This is a genomic window from Natrarchaeobaculum aegyptiacum (assembly GCF_002156705.1).
GTDB classification, from domain to species: Archaea; Halobacteriota; Halobacteria; order Halobacteriales; family Natrialbaceae; genus Natrarchaeobaculum; species Natrarchaeobaculum aegyptiacum.
On the sequence record NZ_CP019893.1, the window covers coordinates 309,744 to 330,146 of the forward strand.

Here is a 20,403-nt window from a genome sequence, read left to right on the forward strand (position 1 = left end):
TCCACGAGATCTGGACTCGAGCGCACGGACTACTGCAAACCGACACCCCCGGCCAGAAGTTCGTGAGAACGCTGTGCAGTGTCGTGATCGGGCATCACGTGCTGGATCATCACCTCGCTGACGCCGACGCGGTCAGCAAGCTGCTCTATCAGGGAAGCGAGCGTCTCCGGACTACCGGAGATCGACCGCGGCCACTCGTCCTCTTCGAGCGGTTCGGGCGTCGGATCGGGGACGCCGCCGAGTTCGTCGATCGCCTCCGCGACGGTCGGCCTCGTACCGACGACGCCGCGTCGCATCCGTCTGTAGGTCGCCTCGGCCACAGCCCGGAGTCTCGCCGCGTCCTCGTCGGTCTCGGCACACACCGCGTTCACGGCGACCATTCCACGTGGCTCGTCGACGCCCCCGGTCAGCGACGACGGCTCGAACTCCTCTCGATACACCTCGAACGAACGCGTTGCGAACTGTGGGCGGATGAACGCCGCGAAGCAGTACGGCAGTCCCAGTTCGGCGGCGACCGCCGCACTCGAGGGACTCGAGCCGAGCACCCACGGCTCGGCCGGTCGGCCGTCGGAGCGCGGGAGCTCGAGCTCGCTGTAGGGGTGACTGGGCGGGAACTCGTCGTAGAGGTGGGCGACGACGGCCTCGAGTTTTTCGGCGTGGTCTCCGTCGGGGTCTTCGACGTGCCGGTCGGTTCCGAGCGCACGGTCGGCGGCCGGTGAGCCGTTGGCCCGGCCGAGGCCGGCGTCGATCCGTCCGGGTGCGAGCGCGGACAGGACGGCGAACTCCTCTGCGACCTTGAACGGGCTGTAGTGGTTGACCAGTACGGCCCCCGACCCCAGCCGAATCGAGTTCGTCTCGGCGGCGAGATAGCCGAGCAATACCTCGGGCGTCGTGCCGGCGATGGAGTCGGCCATTCCGTGGTGTTCGGCCACCCAGAAGCGTTCGTAGCCGAGTTCCTCGGCCTGCCGGGCTGCCTCGAGCGTGTTCGCGTAGGCGTCGGTCGCGGTGCCGTCGTAGGGCACAGGAGAGAGGTCGACGACGGAGAGGTCCATGACGGAAGACGACGACTGCGAGAGATAACGGTTTGGTAGCCGGGTGACGTTGCCCACCGTGGCTGCTCCGTCGTCTGTGGCCGACGGACTGTCGACCGCAAACGCGTCGAACCGTTCGGCTACGGGCCCATTTCCGACGATCCCGCCACGCTTTTTGTCCGACCGGTCGTATCCATCTCCATGGACGGAACGCTCGACCACACGATGATCCGCGTCGCAGACCTCGAGGAATCGCTCGACTGGTACGAGACCCACCTCGAGTACGAGGAGAAAGATCGCTTCGAGGGCGACGGCTTTACCATCGTCTACCTCGGGCCCGAAGACGTGCACGAGGAGGGGGCGATGCTCGAGCTCACCCACAACGAGGGCGAGACGCCGGAAGTGGGCGATGCGTGGGGACACATCGCCGTCCGCGTGCCCGAGGGCGAACTCGAGGATTATTATCAGCAATTGATGGATCAGGGCGTCGAGGACTACCGCGATCCCGAATCCTGTGGTGGACGCTATGCGTTCGTCATAGATCCTGACGGTCACGAAATCGAGATCGTTCAGCGCGACCCCGAGGAGGGCGCGCTGTGGTCGATCGACCACACGATGATCCGTGTCGAAGACGCAGACGAAGCCCTCGGCTTCTGGACTCGCAAGTTCGAGTACGACGAGGTCGGCCGCTGGGAGGCAGACACGTTCGCGAACTACTTCGTCGAACCTCGGGACGCCGCTCCGGAGGCGATGGCCGTCGAACTCACATACAACTACGACGGTCGCACCTACGAGCAGGGCGATGCCTGGGGGCACCTCTGCGTGCGCGTCGACGACCTCGAGACCGACTGGGAAACTCTCCTCGAGCGCGAGGCCGACGACTACCGTGACCCCGAGAGCAACGACAACATGTACGCGTTCACGAAGGACCCGGACGGACACGAGATCGAACTCATCGAACGCGACCTCGAGGCCGACTCGCTGTTCCCGTTCTGAGCCGCTCGCCACCGACTGCTGATGATTTACGTTTCGAACGGACAGCCAGCTGGGAATTGACGGCACGTTTATCGTCGTTGACCCGAGACCATTCTCACGAGTGATACCCCGTGGGGACTGAGACGTTTACCGCCCTCCTCGAGTTCATGGAGCGGCGACTGAACTTCGCGACCAGCCACTACAACGAGAGCTACCTCGACCGTCGGATCACGGCCCGAATGCGCCGCACCGGCTGCGAGGAGTACGACGAATACTTCGACCTCGTCCAGGAGGATCCGGACGAACAGGAAGCCCTGCTCGAGTCGATGAGTATCAACGTTACCGGCTTCTTCCGCAATCCGGACGTCTGGGAGGGGATCCGCGACGTCCTGCGGACCCTCTCAGCCGAACAGCGACGGGTCGACGTCTGGTCGGCAGCCTGTGCGGACGGCCGCGAACCGTACTCGCTGTCGATGGTCGCTCACGACGAACCGGCAATCGACGCCTCGAACGTCCGGATCACGGCGACGGACATCAGTGAACCCGCCCTCGAGACCGCACGCGAAGGCGTCTACGAGGACTCCCGGACGACCGACCTCAGAGACCAGCTCTCTCATCTGCGCGACTACGAGGAGTACGTCGAGTACGACGAGAACGACGAGACCGTCCGCGTTCGCGACCCGATCAAGCAAAACGTCACGTTCGAACGCCACGACCTGATCAACGATCGCCCGAAATCAGGCGTCGACCTCGTCACCTGCCGGAACCTCTTCATCTACATCGAATCCGAACACAAGCGGACGATCCTCGAGACCATCGCCGACTCGTTGCGCGAGGGTGGCTACCTCGTCATCGGGAAAAGCGAGACGATTCCACCCGACCTGAAGTCACGCTTCGAGGCCGTCGACAGCCGACTGCGGATCTATCGGACGATCTGATCGTCGGTCGGGTGGTCCGGGCAGAGGGAACCGATCACCAGCGACCGACCACCAAACGGCCGAAACGTTCAGTCCCGCCCGTTCGAACGAACGCACATGGCACTCACCCCGGACTTCGATCTCCACGATCACCGCCACCAGCTGAAACAGGTCAGCGATACTGGCGACGTCGCCGTCTTCGAGAACCGCGACGACCTCGCCTGTCCGGCCTGCTCGAGGCCGTTCTCGAGGCTCATGATCCTCACAGGACAGCGGGTCAGCTTCCCGGAGAACGATGGCGATCCGTTCTGTCTCCTCAGACGCGACGACGACGTCGTTCTCTGTCGACACTAATGACGGTCCAGGCCCGAACCGAGGGGTAAAATCGGTGACGGACGCCCGATTTCACTCGTCAGTCGACGCCCGGAACGGGACGAGCTGGCCGCCGGACGCTATCCGGTCGAGCTGCCCGTCGAATCCCACGACTGGGGGCCGCCGAACGCTCCCACGACTGGCTGTCTCGTTAACCACGCATCGATAGAGGACTTACGATGTAAAACTATTCTGCGTTCTCGTTATCAGTGGGAAGAATCACAGCAGTTAACACACCGCTTCGTCGAGTACTCCTATGGACTACGCAGACTCCGATCGCGCACAGGAGGTCGCCGCTCGAGCCCGCGACCTGATGGAGGAGGTCGTCTTGCCCATCGAACGCGAACGAGCCGGTGGGATGGCAGTCTCGGGCGGGACCGTCGCCGAACTGCGCGAGGCCGCTCGCGAGTACGACATTTACGCACCCCAGATCTCCGAGGAGTACGGGGGAATGGGGCTTTCCTTCCGGGACGCCCTGCCGGCGTTCGAAGAAGCCGGCCGAAGCCAGCTCGGCCCCGTCGCGATGCGCGTCGACGCGCCAGACGAGGGCAACATGCACCTGCTCGAACTCGCCGGAAACGAACTCCAGAAGGAGACCTACCTCCAGCCGCTGGTCGACGGCGAAATCGCCTCCGGGTTCTCGATGACCGAACCGCTCGAGGGCGGCGGCTCTGACCCGAAGATGATCCAGACGACCGCGGAGAAAGACGGCGACGAGTGGGTCATCGATGGCCACAAGTGGTGGACCTCCAACGGGCTCGAGGCAGACGTCCTGATCGTCCTCGCGCGTACCGACCAGGACGCCCACCCATACGAAGGGTGTTCGCTCTTCCTCGTTCCTGCCGACGCCGACGGCGTCGATATCGTCCGCGACGTGCCCCACATGGGCGGTGGCGTTCGCGAGGCTTCACACGCCGAGATCCTCTACCAAAACGTTCGGGTCCCCGAGGAACACCTGCTCGGCGAACTCGACAACGGCTTTACGCACGCCCAGGAACGGCTCGGTCCCGCCCGACTCACCCACTGTATGCGCTTTTCGGGGATGGCCCAGCGCGCACTCGAGGTCGCGAAAGCCTACCTCACCGAGCGCGAGGCGTTCGGCTCGTCGCTCGCCGACAAGCAGGCCCTTCGCTACCAGATCGCCGAGGCCGAGGCCAACCTCCACGTCGCTCGAACGGCGATCCGCGACGCCGCAGACCGCATCGCCGCTGGCGAGGACGCCCGCGTCGCCGTCTCCATGTGCAAGGTCTACGCCGCCCGCGTCACCCAGGACGCCATCGACCTCGCAGTCCAGTGTCTCGGCGCTAACGGCATCGGCAAGGATCTCCCCGTCTCTGACTTCTACGAGGCCATCCGCAAGTTCCGCATCGTCGACGGCGCAGACGAGGTCCACAAGCGCGTTATCGCACGCCACGCCTTCGACGACGTCGACGAGGCCGAACTCGAGGCTCTGACCCGGTTCAACGATCCAGTGAGCCGTCGTCCCGGCGGTAACTGATCGCCGCTGGGAGACCGCCCTCTCGAGGCCGGACCGGCGGTCGACCGTCCGAGTCGGCACGAAACGATTCGTTCGAACGAATCCTGACAGTCGGTAAATAGAAATTACCGCGGCCACGGACAGCAAACCGGCCGTGGGTGGGGCCCCGTCGCTCACGAACCGGTTTCGTCGGCTTCAATAGGAGATATTTCGTCGAACAATAGCGGCTGGTCCGACTCAATCCAGAGTGTCACCGGTAACGGTACCTGCGTCTCATGTGAGCGATCGACATAGCTCCTCGAGCGGGGTGACCACCCCGAATTTGGATGAGAGACGAGCGTCAACTGTGTGACCGACGTACCGTGCTTCGAACAGCGACGATGGTCGCCGTCGGCGGGAGCACCCTGACAGGTGCCGCTGTGGCCGGTTCCGAGGAGCGAACGGCGGCGTCCGACGATCCGAAACGAGAGCGGAAAAACCACGAGCAGCCACAACCGGAAGCCAGACCGGAACGCAAACCGCGAAAGCGGAAGAAAGACCGGAAAGCCGAACCCGAGCGGAAACCCCGGCGAAAGCGGAAGAAAGACCGGAAAGCCGAACCCGAGCGGAAACCCCGGCGAAAGCGGAAGAAACGGACGAAGAAAACGGAGGACGAAGACGAACCGGAACCCGAACGGGTCATCGAAACGAGCAATATCAGGCTCGAGCAGTACGATGACGGTACTTACGTCGAAACGAGTTCGGTGACGATGGACACGCGGGAATCTCACCCAGAGTCCGGCGACCCCGAGTGAGCGAGGCAACGAGCGAGCAACACACGACTCCCTCGCTCGTTCGACCAGCCGGCCGTGTCACCAAACTGAACGCTACCGACCGTCAGTCGCGTTACAACGTGACCTCTGTGTGACTCGACCTGCCGGTTCGATCGCGCTCTGCGGATCGGATACCGGACGTGGCGAACCAGACTCGAGCAGCACGATAACGGGCGTGACGGGATTCGAACCACGGTCGTTCCGCTTCGCTTCACTCCCTGATTCGAATCCCGTCGTGGCGTCCGCACGGCTCACTGTCGTTTGCCGGCGGACGGGCGTGACGGGATTCGAACCCGCGATCAGAAGGTTAGGAACCTCCTGCCCTCTCCGCTAGGCCACACGCCCTCGAGAAGAACTCAGTTCGATTCCGTCTCGGCTTCGGTCTCGGCGTCCGTCTCGATTGCGTCGTCGTCGTCGGAAGTGACGGGTTCGGTGTCGACGAAGTCGGTGTCGTCTTCATCTCCGTCGAAGTCACCGGTCTGGCGCATCTCCTCGAGTTCCGTTTCGACCTTCTCACGACCCTTCTCGAACTCACCCATGGCTTCACCGGTCGATCGTGCGAGTTTCGGGATCTTGTTGGCCCCGAAGAGCAGGATTGCGATGAAGAGGATGATCAAGAGTTCCGGACCCCCGAAGCCGCCGGGGATGAACAGCGGTGCGATTTCGGCTACCATCTCTATGCGTGGCTTACCCGCTGGCAATTATAACCTTTTTGGACCGCACAGTTAAGCGAGCGTTTTCGACGCGTCCGTTCTCGGCAGATTCAGGCGTTTCGTGAAATCGGCCGTCAGGTGGTGACGACGGGGTAGTCCGACTGGAATCTGATGGGTTCGTGCGTTCGAATGCCTGCGATAGATCGTGCCGTATCGACGGCCGAAACGATAGAAAAACGCCCCTGAAGACCGGCAGTGGTCCGATCTGGCCTACTCAGGCACGCTCGATGGGTCGCTCGTCGGTGGTACGATGAGTTAATCGTGGCGCTCCGATGCCCGGCGTCTGTACCTTCGATTCCGCGAACGAAACTGTCTTTCCCCCCTGCATACAACGGGATGACGATGACAGCAACTGGAGACGCCGCACCCGACTTTACCGCACCGCTCGCAAACGGCGACGTCGACTCGTTCACGCTCGAAGAGCGCCTCGACGAGGCCCCGATCGTCCTCGCGTTCTTCCCCGGAGCGTTTACGGGCGTCTGCACCAACGAGATGTGCACGTTCCAGGACCGACTCTCGGCGTTCGAGGACGTCGACGCCGCAGTGTACGGCGTCAGCCGCGACTCGCCGTTCGCACTCAACGAGTTCCGCGACCAGAACGACCTCGAGTTCGGTCTCGTCAGCGACTTCAACGGCGAGATCATCGACGAATACGACGTCGAGATGCACTTCGACGACCTCGGCGTTTACGGCGTCGCCAAGCGCTCGGTCTTCGTCGTCGACGGCGACGGCGAGATCACCTACTCGTGGGTCAGCGACGACCCCGGCGTCGAACCCGACTACGACGAGGTCGAAGCAGCCGCCGAAGAGGCCGCCTGACGCGCGGCAACTCGCTTCCCGTCCATCGGCTGACCACCGCACCTGCATCCGTATTTACTGTCAGTCATTTCCGGCGCAACCGCGACCCGGCCTGCGGCTGCGCCGGTAAATCGTTACAGTAATCCGTATGAGTCGCCGACCGAGAGCGGTTCTCGGAACCCGTGGCAGATCAGGGCTCGATTACCAGCTTTCCGAACACGCTCTCGTTCATCACGTCTCGCTGGGCGTCACCGGCGTCCGCCAAGTCGTAGCTGCGGGCGACGTCGATCGAGAGCGCACCGGTCTCCATCAGGTAGGCGATTCCGCGCAGGGGCTCCCGGAGGTCGGGCGCGTTGAACAGGATCATGAACGTGTAGGTGACGTCCTTCGAGCGGGCCGCGCCGTCGTTCGTGAACGCAGGGTCCGGACTGTTCTCGCCGATGCCGACGACCCGGGCGTTCTGGGCCGCCACGTCGGCGTCGAACTGCAGGTAGTCGTCCAGCCGGTGGTCGAGAACGACGTCGACGCCACCGTCGGAGGCCTCGAGGACGGCCTCTGCCAGATCGTCCCGGTTGTAGTCGAGGACGGTATCGGCACCGAGTGCCTCGAGCCGGTCGTGATACTCGGGTGCGGCGGTGGTGATCACGCGCGCGCTGACGGCCGTGGCGATCTGGACTGCTGCGTGGCCGACGCCGCCCGAACCGCCGTGGACGAGGCAGTACTCGGCGGGACCGAGGTCGGCGTGGTCGATCAGTGCCCGCCAGGCGGTAGCGGCGACGACGCCTGCCGCGCCGGCCTCGACGAGGTCGGCGTCGTCGGGGAGGTGGACGACCCGGTCGGTCGGGATCGTCGCGTACTCGGCGTAGGCTCCCTGTGCGCCGCCGTTGCCGATCCCGGTGCCGTAGACGCGGTCGCCCTCCTCGAAGTCCTCGACCTCGTCGCCCGTCTCGACGACGGTTCCCGAGACGTCGACTCCGGGCGTGAACGGCAGACTGACCGGCTCGTAGGAGCCGTCCCGGAAGTAGGTGTCGACGGGGTTGACCCCCGCCGCAGCCACCTCGAGGAGGAGTTCCTCCGGGCCGGGACTCGGACGATCGATCTCGTCGACCTGCAGTACGTCGGCATCTCCGTGCTCGTGAAGGCGTACGGCTCGCATATCGGTCCGAACAATGCGTCGAACCGGGATAAGGATACGTCTCTCGGAAGCGACCGTCGACGAACCGCGCTCGAGGCGTTCTGCGACACGATTCTCGAGGCGCGTGCCACAGCGTGACTCGGCCCGTGACGCGTCTGGCGGGCGCTTTTGTGCCACCCCATCGTACGGTCGTCGTGAATGCGGTTCGTCGAGGTCATCGTCGAGGAAGACGACGCGGATCGGTCGTCGTTCGATCGACAGGTGGCGGAAACCGATGCGATCCTCCGTGAAGAGTTACTCAACTGGCGACTGAGTCGCAACGAGGTGCTCAACCAGTTGCTCTTCGTGCTCGGCGACCGGAGGGCCTACGAAACCGCCCTCGAGGCGGCCCCGGAGATCCGTGAGTACGAACTCCGACCGGTCGACGACGGTCGGTTCTACGCCTACGTACAGGAATCGATGCCGAACGCCGAGACGTCGTGGTGGGCGGCCTTTCTCGCCCACGACTTCATCCACGTCCCGCCGGTCGTCTTCGAGGATGGCGTCGTTCGGCTGACCCTCCTCGGCGAGTTCGACGCTCTCCGCGAGGTCGTGGCCGACCTCTCCGCAGAGGTGCGTATCGAAATCGAGGAGATCGGCGACTACCGGGGCCCGGGCCCGCGGATCACCGATCGGCTGACCGCCAGACAGTACCGGGCGCTACGAGTCGCACTCGAGCGCGGCTACTACGAGATTCCCCGGGAAGCCCAGCTCGCCGAGGTCGCCGCGGAACTCGAGTGTACCGAGAGTACGGCCTCGGACCTCCTCAGGCGCGCCGAGCGTGAACTCGTTCGGGCAGTGCTCTCGCCGTGAACCGCCTCGGGGTCGAGTGGTTCGAAAGGCCTTCGGCCTTTCGTCATCACGGAAATATTTGATTTCCGTACGTCCCCGAGGCACTCGGCCTGCTCCGCCTGTAGACCGCGGTCAGGCCGCGAGCGCGACGAGTATCACGTACGCGTAGACGTTGTTCAGCAGGTGCAACAGCCAGGCACCGGCGAGGTTATCGAACCGGAACCGAAGGAGTGTGGGGAAGATGGCCCAGCCCGCGATGGCGAAGACACCTGCGATTCCGAGGGCGAAGACGTGGTATCCGGCGAAGAGGGCGATCGATCCGGTGGCCGCGAGCAGCGGCGACCAGCCTCGCTCGAGCAATGCGCCGATGAGTGCGCCCCGAAAGAGCAGTTCCTCGAGCAGCGGTGCGACGAGCACCGCGCCGAAGACGACGCCAGCGGCGGTCGCTGGGTTCGTCAGGTCGTAGGTGTAAAACGGTGCGAGCTCGAAGCCGAGCAGTCCGGCGACCCACTCGCCAGCCAGGAATCCGGCGATCCCGAGTGGCACGCAGCCGACGGCCCAGACGAGTTCGGCGCGATCTGGCCGCGAGAGTGGGAACGCCGTTCGACGCTCGGCCGATTCGAGCCGCCACCAGCAGAGTCCGAACCCGGCGAGCAGGCCAACCCCTGCCGCCCCGTACGTTATTCCGGCTGGCGGTTCGGCAGTCGGATCGCCGAGCAGGCCGAAATACGCGCTGATCGTGATCGCGGTCAGCGCGACGACGAGCGCGGTCGAAACGAGGATCAGCCACAGTCTGTCACCGAGGCCGACCTCGGGAATCAGAACCGTCCACCCGTCAGTCGATCCATCCGAAGACGTGACGACGTCGATTGCCATCGCGAGAGAGACTGTCGAGCGCTGGCCGAATCGACCTTCCTGCTGCAACGCTAGCCCAGTTATATGCGGGGCCGAATCGGACTGGCGAATCGACGGCTCCTGCTCGTGCGTTCGACCGGACGGTGTCGAGCGTTCCGGAAACGGGGTGTCCCAAACAGAATCGGTCCAAGCGTTAAGCCCGCGACGGTCGTCAGTGACTGCTCGATGACCCACGTTTCAATTCCTGACCTGCTCGAGGAACTCGAGGCTGCCGGCGGGAACCACCGAACGGTCCTCGAGACGGAGTCGATGACCGTCGAGGTCGGGCACTATCCCTCGGAATCGGCCGCACCGAAGAACCCCCACAACGAGGACGAACTCTACTACGTGCTTTCGGGGACGGGAAAGCTCCGCGTCGGCGACGAAACCTACGACATCGAAAGCGGCGACCTCGTTCACGTCGAACCGGAACTCGAACACGACTTCTTCGCGATCGAGGACGCGATCACCGTCCTCATCGTCTTCGGATCGGCCGTCGATCCGACGTCGTACGGGATTCGTGAGTCGCCCGAGGAACCGTCCGAACGAGAAGAGCTCTGAAAGCGGAGAGCGAGGAGCGAGGACAGCAATCCGTTCCGGTTCGAGCGTCGGGCCAGTCGTCCACGGGCCAGTTCGCGTCCCACCGGCGATGGTCCACGACTTCCGGTCTGACGTCGGACCGCTTCCGGACTCGAGTCGAGGCGCTATCGGACCGCAGCCGTCGCGTCGTCGATGATCTCGAGTGCTTCTTTCAGTTGCTCCGTGCTGGTCGCGTAGGAGAGACGGGCGTAGCCCTCGCCGTTCGCGCCGAAGGCATCGCCGGGGACGACGATGACGTCTCGCTCGAGGACGGCGTCACACCATCCCTCGGGGACTTTCGGCATGGCGTAGAACGCGCCCTGCGGGGTGGGGACCTCGAGACCGGCGTCCTCGAGGCCGTCGAGGACGACGTCGCGCCGGCGTTCGAACGCTTCGACCATCTCGTCGACGGGGTCCTGAGGGCCGGTGAGCGCAGCCTCGGCGGCGTACTGGGCAGGCGCGGAGGCACAGGCCTGGGCGTACTGGTGGACCCGGAGCATGCGTTCGATACGACGATTTGCGCTGACGACCCAGCCGAGTCGCCAGCCGGTCATCGAGTAGGTCTTCGAACACGCGCTGACGACGGCGACGTTGTCGCTCTCGGCGAACTCGAGCGGTGAGCGGTGCTCCCCTTCGAAGACGATCTTCTCGTAAACCTCGTCGGAGAGACAGAGGACGTCGTGTTCGTCGGCGATGCGGGCGAACTCGCGCATGTCTTCCTCGGACTGGACCGCGCCGGTGGGGTTGGCAGGGCTGTTGACGACGAACGCGGCCGTCTCGTCGGTGATCGCTTCTTCGACCGTTTCCGGATCGAGCGTGAGGTCCTCGCGGAGGGAGACTGGGTTCGGCGTTCCACCCGCGATGGTTGTCAGCGCATCGTAAGAGACGAATCCCGGATCCGGGAAGATGACTTCCTCGCCGGGGTCGACGTGGGCCTGCAAGACGAGGTGCAACGCCTCGCTGCCCCCAGAGGTGGCGATGACGTCCTCGGGGTCGACCGCGAGGCCGTAGTCGCGGTCGTACTTCGTGGCGATAGCTTCCCGGAGCGAGCGAGTGCCCTTGTTGGACGTGTAGGCGTCGGTCACTTCGTTCTCGATCGCCTCGATCGCGCCGCGTCGGGCGTGTGCCGGCGTCGGGAAGTCCGGTTGTCCGATGCCGAGGTTGATCGCGTCCTCGCCTGCGGCCTCGAACACCTTGCGGATGCCGCTGATCGACACGTTTTCGACACGCCGTGCGAACTCGGTCATGGCTGTACGGGGGGCGGCAACCCCGATAACTCTTGATATCGATTCTCTGTGAGGACGCCGGAACCAGTTCTCGATGCCGATTTTCTGGCCGGCCACCACTGGCCGACCTCGATCGAGTCCCGTCAGCGAACCACGACCGGACATCGGAGCCATCGTATCAGCCACGCAACTGGTGGCCAAAACGACTTTGCCGCTCGTTTGACTGGCTTCGGATGATGCCATCCTCTCGACGTGGTGTACTCGCTGGGGGAGCGACTGGGGTGCTCGCACTGACGGCCGGCTGTCTCGACTTTATCAGGGGGGATGGCCCCCTCGAGTTCGAGGCCGCACTGGCCACACCGAGTGACGACGCACTCGCCGAAACGGGGTACGAAGAGGCCGCCATCGATGGCGAGGAGTTCGACGAAACCGTCGAGTTTGGCGTCGAGCGGGAGATCCATGCCTCGTTCTGGCTCGCCAGTTATACGAAGCAAGCGAGCCTCGAGGATCTGTCTCCGGACGCTGATGCGATCGAACCCGACGATTCCGACGATGCCGACGAGGTCGAGGAGGAAGACGGTGGTGGACTCGTCCCCGACGACATCGACGAGGAACTGCTCGAGGAGGTCGACGATCCGGAGGACCTCATCGATGGCGAACTCGCCGACGACGAGTCACCGTCGAGCGAATCCGGCGTGGACGACGGACTCGGTGGCTCTCCGGCAGGTCTGTCAGACGCGGAGTATACCTTCCTCGCCGTCTCGAGCCCGGGAATCGAGGTGGCTGGTCAATCGCTCAACCCACTCGAGGGGATGGGGTCGGCGCAACTCATCGAAGAGTTCCTCGACCAGGCCGACGCCGACGTCGAGGACCTCGAGCAGGTCGAAACGCTCACGCTCGAGGTTCTCGGCGACCAGCGCGAGGTCGACCGGCTCCACGGGACCGTCACGCAGGACGGAATGGAAGTAACGCTCGAGATCACCATCGGCTCGTTCACCCACGAGGAGGACTTCCTCGTGCTGGCCGGGATCCACCCGGCAGCCGCCGACGGCGAGGCGGCAAACGTCGAACGACTGATGGAGTCGGTCGAGCACCCGCTCGAGACACCGTAGACGGCCCGTTCGCGGCGTTTTCTCGATCAGTGGGCGTTCGAAAACGAGGAAAACAGGAGCGGCGAGCATATTCGCCACCGGCGAGCTAGGATTGCCCGTGAACACGGACCGCGCCACGGTGAGCGCGTAACCATCCCTATGGAATTGGCTCGCCGCGTCGCACGTGGTCGCGTTCGATCGGCGAAACGACGTCGACGATGAACTGGCGAGCTCGCCCATTCTCGCGGGCGCGTTCAGCGTCGTCGCACTCGATGCGCTCGAGTCAGTTCGGTCGACGACGCAGGGTGCGAATTACGGGGAAACGCATCGCTCGAGGACTCGAGTCGGGGACAGAAAGCGAAATCGAATCGAACCGGGCCGTCAGTAGAACTCGCGAACGAGGTCCATCGCGTCCTCGGGCGCGCCGTCCGGAATGTCGGACATGTCCTCGGTGACGCCGTGTTGTTCGTGGTACGGGACGGACTGGTCGTCCTGGTACATCACGCCCTGGTACTCCTTGTCGCTGTCGAGGATGACCTTCTTTGCGGCCTCGTAGTCACTCGGGTCGTGGCCCTCCTCGTCCAGGTCGACGAGGTTGTCGCGGAAGTAGTCGTAGGTGTCGACGTCGTTGAACGTGACACACGGGCTGAAGACGTTGACGAAGCCGAAGCCGTCGTGTTCGATGGCCTGCTGGACGATTTCCTGGTGGCGCAGGGCGTCGGAAGCGAACGACTGGGCGATGAAGGAGGCGCCGGAGGCGAGTGCGAGCGCGAGCGGGTTGACCGGGGGCTGTTTCGGCCCCTCTGGCGTCGTCGAGGTCTCGAAGTCCGATCGCGAGGTCGGGGAGGCCTGACCCTTGGTGAGGCCGTAGATGCGGTTGTCCATGACGACGTAGGTCATGTCAACGTTGCGACGAACGGCGTGGACGAAGTGGCCGGCGCCGATCGAGTAGCCGTCACCGTCGCCGCCGGCGACCATCACTTCGATGTCGGGGCGGGCCATCTTGACGCCGGTCCCGACCGGGAGCGCACGGCCGTGAACCCCGTGGAGGGCGTAGCTGTGCATGTAGGTCCCGATCTTACCGGAACAGCCGATGCCGGCCACCACGAACGTGTTGTCGGGGTCGTTGCCGGTTTCGGCGAGGGCTTTCATCATGCCGTTCATCGTCCCGAAGTCGCCGCATCCGGGACACCAGGTCGGCTGCTTGTCGGATTTGAAGTCGGTGAATCGAACGTCGGAGCTCATTATGCTGGCACCTCCGCGGAGAGTTGTTCGGTGATCTCTTCTGCGAGTTCGTCCGCCTTGAAGCGAACGCCCGTGTACTTGTTGATACGCTTGACGCGCGTGAGCGTGTCGTGCTCGAGCAGGTCGGCAAACTGGCCGGTCGCGTTACACTCGACGACGATCACGTCTTCGGCTGCCTCGATCTCTTCGGAGAGGTCAGGCCGCGGGAAGATATACGGCACCGAGATGACGCGCACGTCGATCCCGTCGTCCTCTAAGTACTCGAGGGCCTCGACGAGGGCGCCCTCGTTCGACCCCCACGAGATGACGAGGTCGTCGGCGTCGGGGTTGCCGAACTCACGGTAGGCCCAGTCCTCTTCGTTCCGGGCAGTCTCGACCTTGCGGTAGCGCTTGTCGACCTGCTGGACGCGCTCGTCCTGGTCTTCGGTTCGGCGGCCGAGTTCGTCGTGCTCGAGACCGGTGGACATGTGCGCGCCGTCGATCGTACCGGGGATGGCACGTGGGCTGACGCCGTCGTCGGTGTCGGCGTGGGCGCGGAAGCGGCCCTGCTCGTCGAGCCACTCGTCGACCTCGTCCTGGTCGACGAGTTTGCCGCGGTCGATCTCGACGGCGTCCATGTCGAAGGTTTCCGGCGGGAACGTCTGCTCGGTGACCGACATCGCGAGGTCGGAGATGAGGAACACCGGCGTCTGGTACTTCTCTGCGAGATTGAACGCCTCGATCGCCTTCCAGAAGCACTCGTCGATCGTCGTCGGCGCGACGACGAACCGTGGAACCTCGCCGTGGCCGCCGTACAGCGCCATGTTGAGGTCGCCCTGTTCTTGCTTGGTCGGCATCCCGGTCGAGGGACCGGAGCGCTGGACGTCGACGATGACGAGCGGCGTCTCGCTGGTCGCGACGAGTCCGAACGTCTCGGTCATCAGGTCGATCCCGGCACCCGAGGTCGCCGTCATCGATCGCGCACCCGCGCGAGCGCCACCGAGTGCCATATTGATCGCCGACAGTTCGTCTTCGGCCTGCACGACGTGGCCGCCGTACTGCTCGATGCGGCCGGTCAGGTACTCCATGATGGAGGTCGCGGGCGTAATCGGATACCCCGCGTAGAATCGACAGCCGGCGGCGAGTGCGCCCATCCCGAGCGCCTCGTTGCCGTTCAGCAGGACGTAATCTTCGTCGGTCGTCTCGAGGTCGTAGCCGAGGTGATCTAAGTCGTAGTTCTCCTCGACGTACTCCTCACCGAGTCGGGCTGCTTCCTTGTTGTTCTCGACGATCTTCGAGCCCTTGCCGCCGAAACGCTTCTCGAGGGCTTCGTCTAAGTACTCGACGTCGAAGTTCGCGATGGCACACGCAGCGCCGAGTGCGACGACGTTGCGCATGATCGAGCCACCGGCTTCCTCCGCGAGGGAGTTGAGCGGGACGTCGACGGCCGTCATCTCCTCGGGGATCTCGGCTTCCCACGAGCGCTCGCCGTCGTAGATGATGGCGCTTCCCTCGTGGAGCTCGTCGAGATTCTCGTCGATCGTCCGCTGGGTGAGCGCGACGAGCACGTCCAGTCGGTCGACGACGCTGTCGACGGAGTCGACCGCGGTCCGGATCTTGTAGGCTGTGTAGCCGCCGCGGATTCGCGACGCGAAGTCTTTCGACGTGAATACGTGTCGTCCGGCTCTGGATAGTGCCTGCGCGAAGATCTTCCCGGTGGAGTCGATACCGTCCCCGGCCTCGCCTCCGATCGCCCAGTTGAAGTCCTCAGCCATATTAGGGCGAAACTTGCCCCCCCACAAATGAAAAGGCTTCTGAAAGCCTCACCGAACGGACGCCGTCTCGGTCGATTGACCAGTATTTGTAAGCATTTTTCATACTAAATCCTGAGATTGTCGACGAGCTTGGAGGACGAGTTCGTGATCGTCGACCCACGGTGGAAAAAACAATCCCCCGGGACGACCACAGTTAGCATACAACATGTATTCTCGAGGAGACGATCGACGAATCTCGAGCGAGCCCACACGTCGGGACAACGAAACCACTTTTCGCGCGGCCGCCATATGCCGGGGCATGGAAGGCACACCCGTCACCGTCGACGCCGTCACCGACGTCGGCCCGGACACCGTCGCACTCGCACTCGAGACTCCCGAGGACTTCGACGCCCTCCCCGGGCAGTTCGTCCTCCTGCGGGCCGAACCCGGGGGCGTCGACGAGGCGGTGGCTCGTCACTACACGCTCTCCTCACCGTCTGTCGACGAGACCTTCGAACTCACCGTCGGCGTCGACCCCGACGGCGACCTCTCCCCGTGGCTCGCCGACCTCGAGGGGGGCGAGACCGTCCACGTCGAGGGCCCGTACGGCACGATCACCTACGAGGGCGACTCCGACGTCGTCGCCGTCGCCGGCGGCCCCGGCATCGGCCCTGCAGTCGCCATCGCCGAAGCCGCCCACGACGCAGGCCACGACGCCGCTGTCGTCTATCAGGACGACGCCCCGGCTCACCGCGAGCGACTCGACGCGCTCGAGGCAGCGGGGGCTGCGGTTACCGTGCTCGATGCCGACGCGGACGAAGCCCTCGCGGACGCGATCGAGACCCACGTCGACGACGGCGAGATCTACGCCTTCGGCTTTTCGGACTTCGTCACGTTCGTCGCCGACGCAATCGAGGAGGCAGGTGGCGACGCCGACGCGGCACACATCGAAAACTTCGGCTAGTCGGTTCCCTCGACTGGTGAATCTATTTTGGCAGTGACGCTGTTCTCGGCCACTCCTCGCACGGAGACTCGAGTACGACTCCCTCGAAAAGCCCCGGTCCGTTCGAGTGTACTCGGTGGGACCGCTACTCGAGACGGTTTCCAGAACGACAGAAAGAACGACTAGCCGCCGTGGCCGGGATAGTCGCGCTCGAACCGGGTTTCGATCTCTTCGCGGTCGACCTCGAGCACGACCGGCCGGCCGTGGGGGCAGGCGTAGGGGTTTTCACAGGCGTCGAGTTCGGAGAGCAGGTCGATCACGGAGCCCTCGGTGAGCGAGGTATTACCGGTGATCGAGGGGTAACAGGCGAGGTCGCCGAGGAACTCGTCGGCGAGGGCGTCGACGGTTTCGGCACCGGCTTCGCGGTCGCCGTCGACGATGGCGGTGAGGACGTCGCGGATACGCTCGGGCGCGAGCGTCTCGTCGAAGACCGCGGGGACGGTCGTCACGGTGACTGTCCGGTCGTCGCTCCGGTCGGCGTAGAATCCCAGTCGGGCGAGAGCCTCGCGGTAGACCTCGAAGGTCTCGGCTTCGGCGGCGGTGAGCTCGAGGTCGACGGGCGAGGCCAGCGCCTGTGCCGGTGGGTCGTCGGCGAACGCGTCCCTGAGTCGCTCGTAGTTGACCCGTTCGTCGGCGGCGTGCTGGTCGATCAACACGAGACCGTCCGGCCCTTCGCAGACGACGTAGGTGTCGTGAAGCTGGCCGAGCACCCGCAGCGGTGGCAGGGAGTCGAATTCGGCCTCCTCGCCGGTCGCCGACTCGCCCTCGAGGGTCTGCTGGTCGACCTCTCCGGAGAATTTGCGCCCGTCCCCGGCCGCGGAGCCGCTTGCCACACCGCTGTCGGCTGGTTCAGAGCCCGTTCCAGCGGCTGCACTCGAGCCAGATGTGGCGCTCGAGTCCGAATCACTGTCAACGTCGACAGCAGACCCAGCGGCGGATGGCGAGTCGACGCTATCCGCAGCCAGCGCGCTCGAGGCGTCCCCATCGTCGTGGACAGGTGGACTCGAGGATGCGCTGTCGGCCTCGATTCGATCGGCGTCGTCGACGCGTCGGTCTCCGTCGTCGTCTGAGGAGGGTCCGGATGGGGTGGTCGATCCGTCTGTTCCGTCCGGTCGGTGAACGGAGTCGGTTGTGGGTTCGGTGGTGGATTGGGGAGCGGGGTCACCAGCGGAGTCGATAGCTGAGCTGGTGGCAGATTCGGTCGTGACCTCGGACCCAGCACCGTCCCCCGGGTGACTGGTGTCGCCAGCCTCGGAATCGCCGCTGGCGTCTCGAGCGGCCGTCGCTCGCGTCTCGTCCGCCGCGCGGTCCGTCACCTGTGACTGCTCACCGCGAAGGCGGGCCTCGTCGGGCGCGGATCGACCGCGCGGGGCGCGCGAGCGCAAGAGTCCGTGCTCGAGCAGCGCGGCCTCGACGGCAGCGTCGACCTGCCGGCGGACCGCATCGTCGTCGTCGAACCGGACCTCGCGCTTTCGCGGGTGGACGTTCACGTCGACGGCGTCACCGGGCACCGCGAGGAAGAGCGTGACGAACGGATACCGGTCGCCGCCAAGCTGGGTCCCGTAGGCACCCATGATCCCCTCGCGGATCGCGTCCGAGGTGACCGCGCGACCGTTGACGTACGTCGAGAGGTACTCTCGACTCGAGCGGTTCGTCTCGGGGTGAGAGACCAGTCCGGAGACGGACTCGAGGGGGCCGGGTGGAAGTTCGTCGGCGTCGGCCTCGACGGGGATCATCGAGGAGGCGACGTCGCGGCCGTAGACCGAGAGCACCGCTCCCTGGAGATCGCCCTGCCCGGTCGTCGCGAACACCTCGCGGCCGTCGTGGGTGAGCGAGACCGCGACCTCCGGGTTCGCCAGCGCGTAGCGGGTGACGACGCGATTGACGTGGGCGAACTCCGTCGCGGTCGTCTTGAGGAATTTCCTGCGCGCGGGCGTGTTGTAGAAGAGGTCTGCGACCTCGACGACGGTCCCCTCGGGACAGCCTGCAGGTTCGACCGAGACGACGTCACCCCCCTCGTAGACGAGTTCCGTGCCGACGTCACTCGCTTCTGACCCGGCCGTACTCGAGTCCGCGCGCGGCCGCGAGCGGATCGTCAGCCGGGAAACCGAGCCGATCGTGTGCAAGGCCTCCCCGCGGAATCCCAGCGTGGCTACGCCTGACTCGAGGTCCTCGAGGCCGTCGATCTTGCTCGTGGTGTGCTGGCGGACCGCGGCCCGGAGGTCGGCCTCGGTCATCCCGTAGCCGTCGTCGGCGACGCGGATCAGGTCGGTGCCGCCGGCCTCGATCGTCACCTCGATCCGGCTCGCGTCGGCGTCGAGACTGTTCTCGACGAGTTCCTTGACCGCACTCGCCGGTCGTTCGACCACCTCCCCCGCCGCGATGCGCGCGACGGTATCCTCGTCTAGCTCGTGAATCGTCGTCTCCGCTGTCATGATTGTGGCCTCGTCGCTGTGTGCTTACACCGCCCTCGAGTGCCCGATTCCGTCAGTTCGAGCACGGCCTGAGTCCTCGAATGTCGTCGCCGCTCGGACGCACTCCGCCAGCGATTCTCCGTCACGTGCGTCGACGCTCGAATCGGACTCACTGATTGCTGTAGGTGTATGAACCGGCAAAGTCCTTGCGTGTGCTCTCCTGACCGGCGGGCATGACGGCAGCCAACCGGGTCTCAGCCCTCGAGCAGCGCGTCGACGCCCGCCTCGATGTCCTCGTGGGCGTCGTCGGGGACCGGAACGAGCGGGGAGCGGACGACGTCCGACGGGATCACGCCGCGATGGGCAAGCGCGGTCTTGGTCGCCGGCGCGAACCCGTACTCTGCGCAGGCGTCGAACAGCGGTGCGATGGCGTTCTGAATCGACGCACCGTGGTCCTCGTCCGCACGCTCGTACAGTTCACGGTACGTTGCAGGAGCGACGTTCGACCCCGCGTTCAACCCGCCGTCGACGCCCATCCGCAGCGCCGGGACGAGCAACGCGTCGTATCCCTGGAGCACGAGGAAGTCGTCGGGTGATTCGCGGACGATCGAAAGCATGTAGGTGAGGTCGCCACTCGAGTCTTTGATCCCGACGACGTTCTCGTGATCGGCCAGCGCTGAAACGGTCTCGAGGGCGAGCGAGCCGCCCGTACACGGTGGGATGTTGTACAGCAGGACCGGCAGCGGCGACTGGTCGGCAACTTGCTCGAGGAATCGGCGATTCCCCTCTGAGTCGTTCGGTCCGTGGAAGTAGGGCTCGGTGACGACCGCCGCGTCTGCACCGATCCCGGCGGCGTGTTCGGCGTAGGCGACTGCCTCCGACACCGACGTCGCCGCCGCGCCCGCCAGCACCGGGATTGCGCCATCGGCCCGGTCGACGACGACCTCGTGTACCAGCCGGCGTTCCTCGGGCGCGAGGCTCGCGAACTCGCCGGTCGTCCCGCAGGGGAACAGGCCGTCGACGTCGTTTGCGAGCAGGTGGTCTACCAGTCGCTCGAGCGCCCGTTCGTCGACTGCGTCCGTTTCGGGATCGAACGGCGTGACCAGCGGCGTGGTGATCCCCTCGAGGGCGTCCGTGAGCGTCATACCTGTTGGATC

19 protein-coding genes and 1 tRNA gene are annotated in these 20,403 nt (G+C 64.9%); 10 read left to right on the forward strand and 10 right to left on the reverse strand.

Annotated elements, in window-relative coordinates; genetic code table 11:
- Positions 1-29: 29 nt before the first annotated feature.
- On the reverse strand, positions 30-1,052 hold the full coding sequence (locus tag B1756_RS01590) for an LLM class flavin-dependent oxidoreductase (protein ID WP_086886963.1): 1,023 nt from the start codon (positions 1,050-1,052) through the stop codon (positions 30-32).
- 180 nt (positions 1,053-1,232) lie between these two features.
- Here B1756_RS01590 and B1756_RS01595 point away from each other — a divergent pair, with 180 nt between their 5' ends.
- The 5 genes from B1756_RS01595 (at position 1,233) to B1756_RS01615 (ending at position 5,566) form a co-directional block, all read left to right on the forward strand.
- Positions 1,233-2,027, forward strand: coding sequence for a VOC family protein (locus B1756_RS01595; RefSeq protein WP_086886964.1), 795 nt, complete (start codon positions 1,233-1,235; stop codon positions 2,025-2,027).
- 110 nt (positions 2,028-2,137) lie between these two features.
- Positions 2,138-2,944: a CheR family methyltransferase gene (locus B1756_RS01600; RefSeq protein WP_228434432.1), complete on the forward strand. Its 807-nt coding sequence runs from the start codon at positions 2,138-2,140 to the stop codon at positions 2,942-2,944.
- Between the two features lie 96 nt (positions 2,945-3,040).
- On the forward strand, positions 3,041-3,277 hold the full coding sequence (locus B1756_RS01605; protein WP_086886965.1) for a DUF7385 family protein: 237 nt from the start codon (positions 3,041-3,043) through the stop codon (positions 3,275-3,277).
- A gap of 274 nt (positions 3,278-3,551) precedes the next feature.
- A complete protein-coding gene (locus tag B1756_RS01610; RefSeq protein WP_086886966.1) occupies positions 3,552-4,793 on the forward strand; it encodes an acyl-CoA dehydrogenase family protein in 1,242 nt (413 codons plus the stop codon).
- A 341-nt stretch (positions 4,794-5,134) separates the two neighbouring features.
- Positions 5,135-5,566 carry a hypothetical protein gene (locus B1756_RS01615; protein ID WP_152031244.1) on the forward strand — a complete coding sequence of 144 codons (432 nt, stop codon included), beginning with the start codon at positions 5,135-5,137 and terminating at the stop codon, positions 5,564-5,566.
- Between the two features lie 290 nt (positions 5,567-5,856).
- On the opposite strand, the gene B1756_RS01620 is transcribed toward B1756_RS01615, so the two are convergent.
- A tRNA-Arg gene (locus tag B1756_RS01620) sits at positions 5,857-5,929 on the reverse strand.
- Positions 5,930-5,940: 11 nt separating this feature from the next.
- The gene (gene tatA, locus B1756_RS01625; protein WP_086886968.1) at positions 5,941-6,258 is read right to left on the reverse strand and encodes a twin-arginine translocase TatA/TatE family subunit; all 318 of its coding nucleotides are present in this window, start codon (positions 6,256-6,258) and stop codon (positions 5,941-5,943) included.
- Between the two features lie 381 nt (positions 6,259-6,639).
- On the opposite strand from tatA, the gene B1756_RS01630 reads away from it, so the two are divergent.
- Positions 6,640-7,116 carry a redoxin domain-containing protein gene (locus B1756_RS01630; RefSeq protein WP_086889990.1) on the forward strand — a complete coding sequence of 159 codons (477 nt, stop codon included), beginning with the start codon at positions 6,640-6,642 and terminating at the stop codon, positions 7,114-7,116.
- 169 nt (positions 7,117-7,285) lie between these two features.
- Here B1756_RS01630 and B1756_RS01635 read toward each other — a convergent pair whose 3' ends face one another.
- The gene (locus tag B1756_RS01635; RefSeq protein ID WP_086886969.1) at positions 7,286-8,251 is read right to left on the reverse strand and encodes an NADPH:quinone reductase; all 966 of its coding nucleotides are present in this window, start codon (positions 8,249-8,251) and stop codon (positions 7,286-7,288) included.
- 177 nt (positions 8,252-8,428) lie between these two features.
- On the opposite strand from B1756_RS01635, the gene B1756_RS01640 reads away from it, so the two are divergent.
- Entirely contained in the window at positions 8,429-9,082 is a 654-nt protein-coding gene (locus tag B1756_RS01640; protein WP_086886970.1) for a helix-turn-helix domain-containing protein, read from the forward strand.
- Positions 9,083-9,193: 111 nt separating this feature from the next.
- Here the strand turns inward: B1756_RS01640 and B1756_RS01645 are convergent, their stop codons facing one another.
- Complete coding sequence (locus tag B1756_RS01645) at positions 9,194-9,937, reverse strand: CPBP family intramembrane glutamic endopeptidase (RefSeq protein WP_086886971.1); 744 nt, start codon at positions 9,935-9,937, stop codon at positions 9,194-9,196.
- Between the two features lie 204 nt (positions 9,938-10,141).
- On the opposite strand from B1756_RS01645, the gene B1756_RS01650 reads away from it, so the two are divergent.
- Positions 10,142-10,516 (forward strand): cupin domain-containing protein, encoded by a 375-nt coding sequence (locus B1756_RS01650; protein WP_086889991.1) that lies wholly within the window; start codon positions 10,142-10,144, stop codon positions 10,514-10,516.
- Between the two features lie 143 nt (positions 10,517-10,659).
- On the opposite strand, the gene B1756_RS01655 is transcribed toward B1756_RS01650, so the two are convergent.
- Entirely contained in the window at positions 10,660-11,781 is a 1,122-nt protein-coding gene (locus tag B1756_RS01655; protein ID WP_086886972.1) for a pyridoxal phosphate-dependent aminotransferase, read from the reverse strand.
- Positions 11,782-11,996: 215 nt separating this feature from the next.
- Here B1756_RS01655 and B1756_RS01660 point away from each other — a divergent pair, with 215 nt between their 5' ends.
- A complete protein-coding gene (locus tag B1756_RS01660) occupies positions 11,997-12,872 on the forward strand; it encodes a DUF6517 family protein (RefSeq protein WP_152031245.1) in 876 nt (291 codons plus the stop codon).
- 360 nt (positions 12,873-13,232) lie between these two features.
- Here the strand turns inward: B1756_RS01660 and B1756_RS01670 are convergent, their stop codons facing one another.
- Together B1756_RS01670 and B1756_RS01675 are read right to left on the reverse strand one after the other, a co-directional pair.
- Positions 13,233-14,096: a 2-oxoacid:ferredoxin oxidoreductase subunit beta gene (locus tag B1756_RS01670; protein WP_086886975.1), complete on the reverse strand. Its 864-nt coding sequence runs from the start codon at positions 14,094-14,096 to the stop codon at positions 13,233-13,235.
- On the reverse strand, positions 14,096-15,850 hold the full coding sequence (locus B1756_RS01675; RefSeq protein ID WP_086886976.1) for a 2-oxoacid:acceptor oxidoreductase subunit alpha: 1,755 nt from the start codon (positions 15,848-15,850) through the stop codon (positions 14,096-14,098). Before B1756_RS01675 ends, B1756_RS01670 begins: the two co-directional genes overlap by 1 nt.
- A gap of 298 nt (positions 15,851-16,148) precedes the next feature.
- Here B1756_RS01675 and B1756_RS01680 point away from each other — a divergent pair, with 298 nt between their 5' ends.
- Complete coding sequence (locus B1756_RS01680) at positions 16,149-16,793, forward strand: ferredoxin--NADP reductase (protein WP_086886977.1); 645 nt, start codon at positions 16,149-16,151, stop codon at positions 16,791-16,793.
- A gap of 161 nt (positions 16,794-16,954) precedes the next feature.
- On the opposite strand, the gene mutL is transcribed toward B1756_RS01680, so the two are convergent.
- Both mutL and B1756_RS01690 read right to left on the reverse strand, forming a co-directional pair.
- Positions 16,955-19,267, reverse strand: a complete 2,313-nt coding sequence (mutL, locus tag B1756_RS01685) for a DNA mismatch repair endonuclease MutL (RefSeq protein ID WP_086886978.1) — start codon at positions 19,265-19,267, stop codon at positions 16,955-16,957.
- A gap of 233 nt (positions 19,268-19,500) precedes the next feature.
- Positions 19,501-20,391 carry a dihydrodipicolinate synthase family protein gene (locus B1756_RS01690; RefSeq protein WP_086886979.1) on the reverse strand — a complete coding sequence of 297 codons (891 nt, stop codon included), beginning with the start codon at positions 20,389-20,391 and terminating at the stop codon, positions 19,501-19,503.
- Between the last annotated feature and the right edge of the window lie 12 nt (positions 20,392-20,403).

Bases quoted from the DNA above. Each gene is read 5' to 3' on its own strand.
- B1756_RS01680 (WP_086886977.1), top strand. From the start codon at position 16,149: ATGGAAGGCACACCCGTCACCGTCGACGCCGTCACCGACGTCGGCCCG.
- tatA (WP_086886968.1), bottom strand. From the start codon at position 6,258: ATGGTAGCCGAAATCGCACCGCTGTTCATCCCCGGCGGCTTCGGGGGT.
- B1756_RS01595 (WP_086886964.1), top strand. From the start codon at position 1,233: ATGGACGGAACGCTCGACCACACGATGATCCGCGTCGCAGACCTCGAG.
- B1756_RS01635 (WP_086886969.1), bottom strand. From the start codon at position 8,251: ATGCGAGCCGTACGCCTTCACGAGCACGGAGATGCCGACGTACTGCAG.
- B1756_RS01610 (WP_086886966.1), top strand. From the start codon at position 3,552: ATGGACTACGCAGACTCCGATCGCGCACAGGAGGTCGCCGCTCGAGCC.
- B1756_RS01645 (WP_086886971.1), bottom strand. From the start codon at position 9,937: ATGGCAATCGACGTCGTCACGTCTTCGGATGGATCGACTGACGGGTGG.
- B1756_RS01640 (WP_086886970.1), top strand. From the start codon at position 8,429: ATGCGGTTCGTCGAGGTCATCGTCGAGGAAGACGACGCGGATCGGTCG.
- B1756_RS01590 (WP_086886963.1), bottom strand. From the start codon at position 1,052: ATGGACCTCTCCGTCGTCGACCTCTCTCCTGTGCCCTACGACGGCACC.
- B1756_RS01670 (WP_086886975.1), bottom strand. From the start codon at position 14,096: ATGAGCTCCGACGTTCGATTCACCGACTTCAAATCCGACAAGCAGCCG.
- B1756_RS01650 (WP_086889991.1), top strand. From the start codon at position 10,142: ATGACCCACGTTTCAATTCCTGACCTGCTCGAGGAACTCGAGGCTGCC.
- B1756_RS01675 (WP_086886976.1), bottom strand. From the start codon at position 15,850: ATGGCTGAGGACTTCAACTGGGCGATCGGAGGCGAGGCCGGGGACGGT.
- B1756_RS01630 (WP_086889990.1), top strand. From the start codon at position 6,640: ATGACAGCAACTGGAGACGCCGCACCCGACTTTACCGCACCGCTCGCA.
- B1756_RS01660 (WP_152031245.1), top strand. From the start codon at position 11,997: ATGCCATCCTCTCGACGTGGTGTACTCGCTGGGGGAGCGACTGGGGTG.
- mutL (WP_086886978.1), bottom strand. From the start codon at position 19,267: ATGACAGCGGAGACGACGATTCACGAGCTAGACGAGGATACCGTCGCG.
- B1756_RS01655 (WP_086886972.1), bottom strand. From the start codon at position 11,781: ATGACCGAGTTCGCACGGCGTGTCGAAAACGTGTCGATCAGCGGCATC.
- B1756_RS01690 (WP_086886979.1), bottom strand. From the start codon at position 20,391: ATGACGCTCACGGACGCCCTCGAGGGGATCACCACGCCGCTGGTCACG.
- B1756_RS01605 (WP_086886965.1), top strand. From the start codon at position 3,041: ATGGCACTCACCCCGGACTTCGATCTCCACGATCACCGCCACCAGCTG.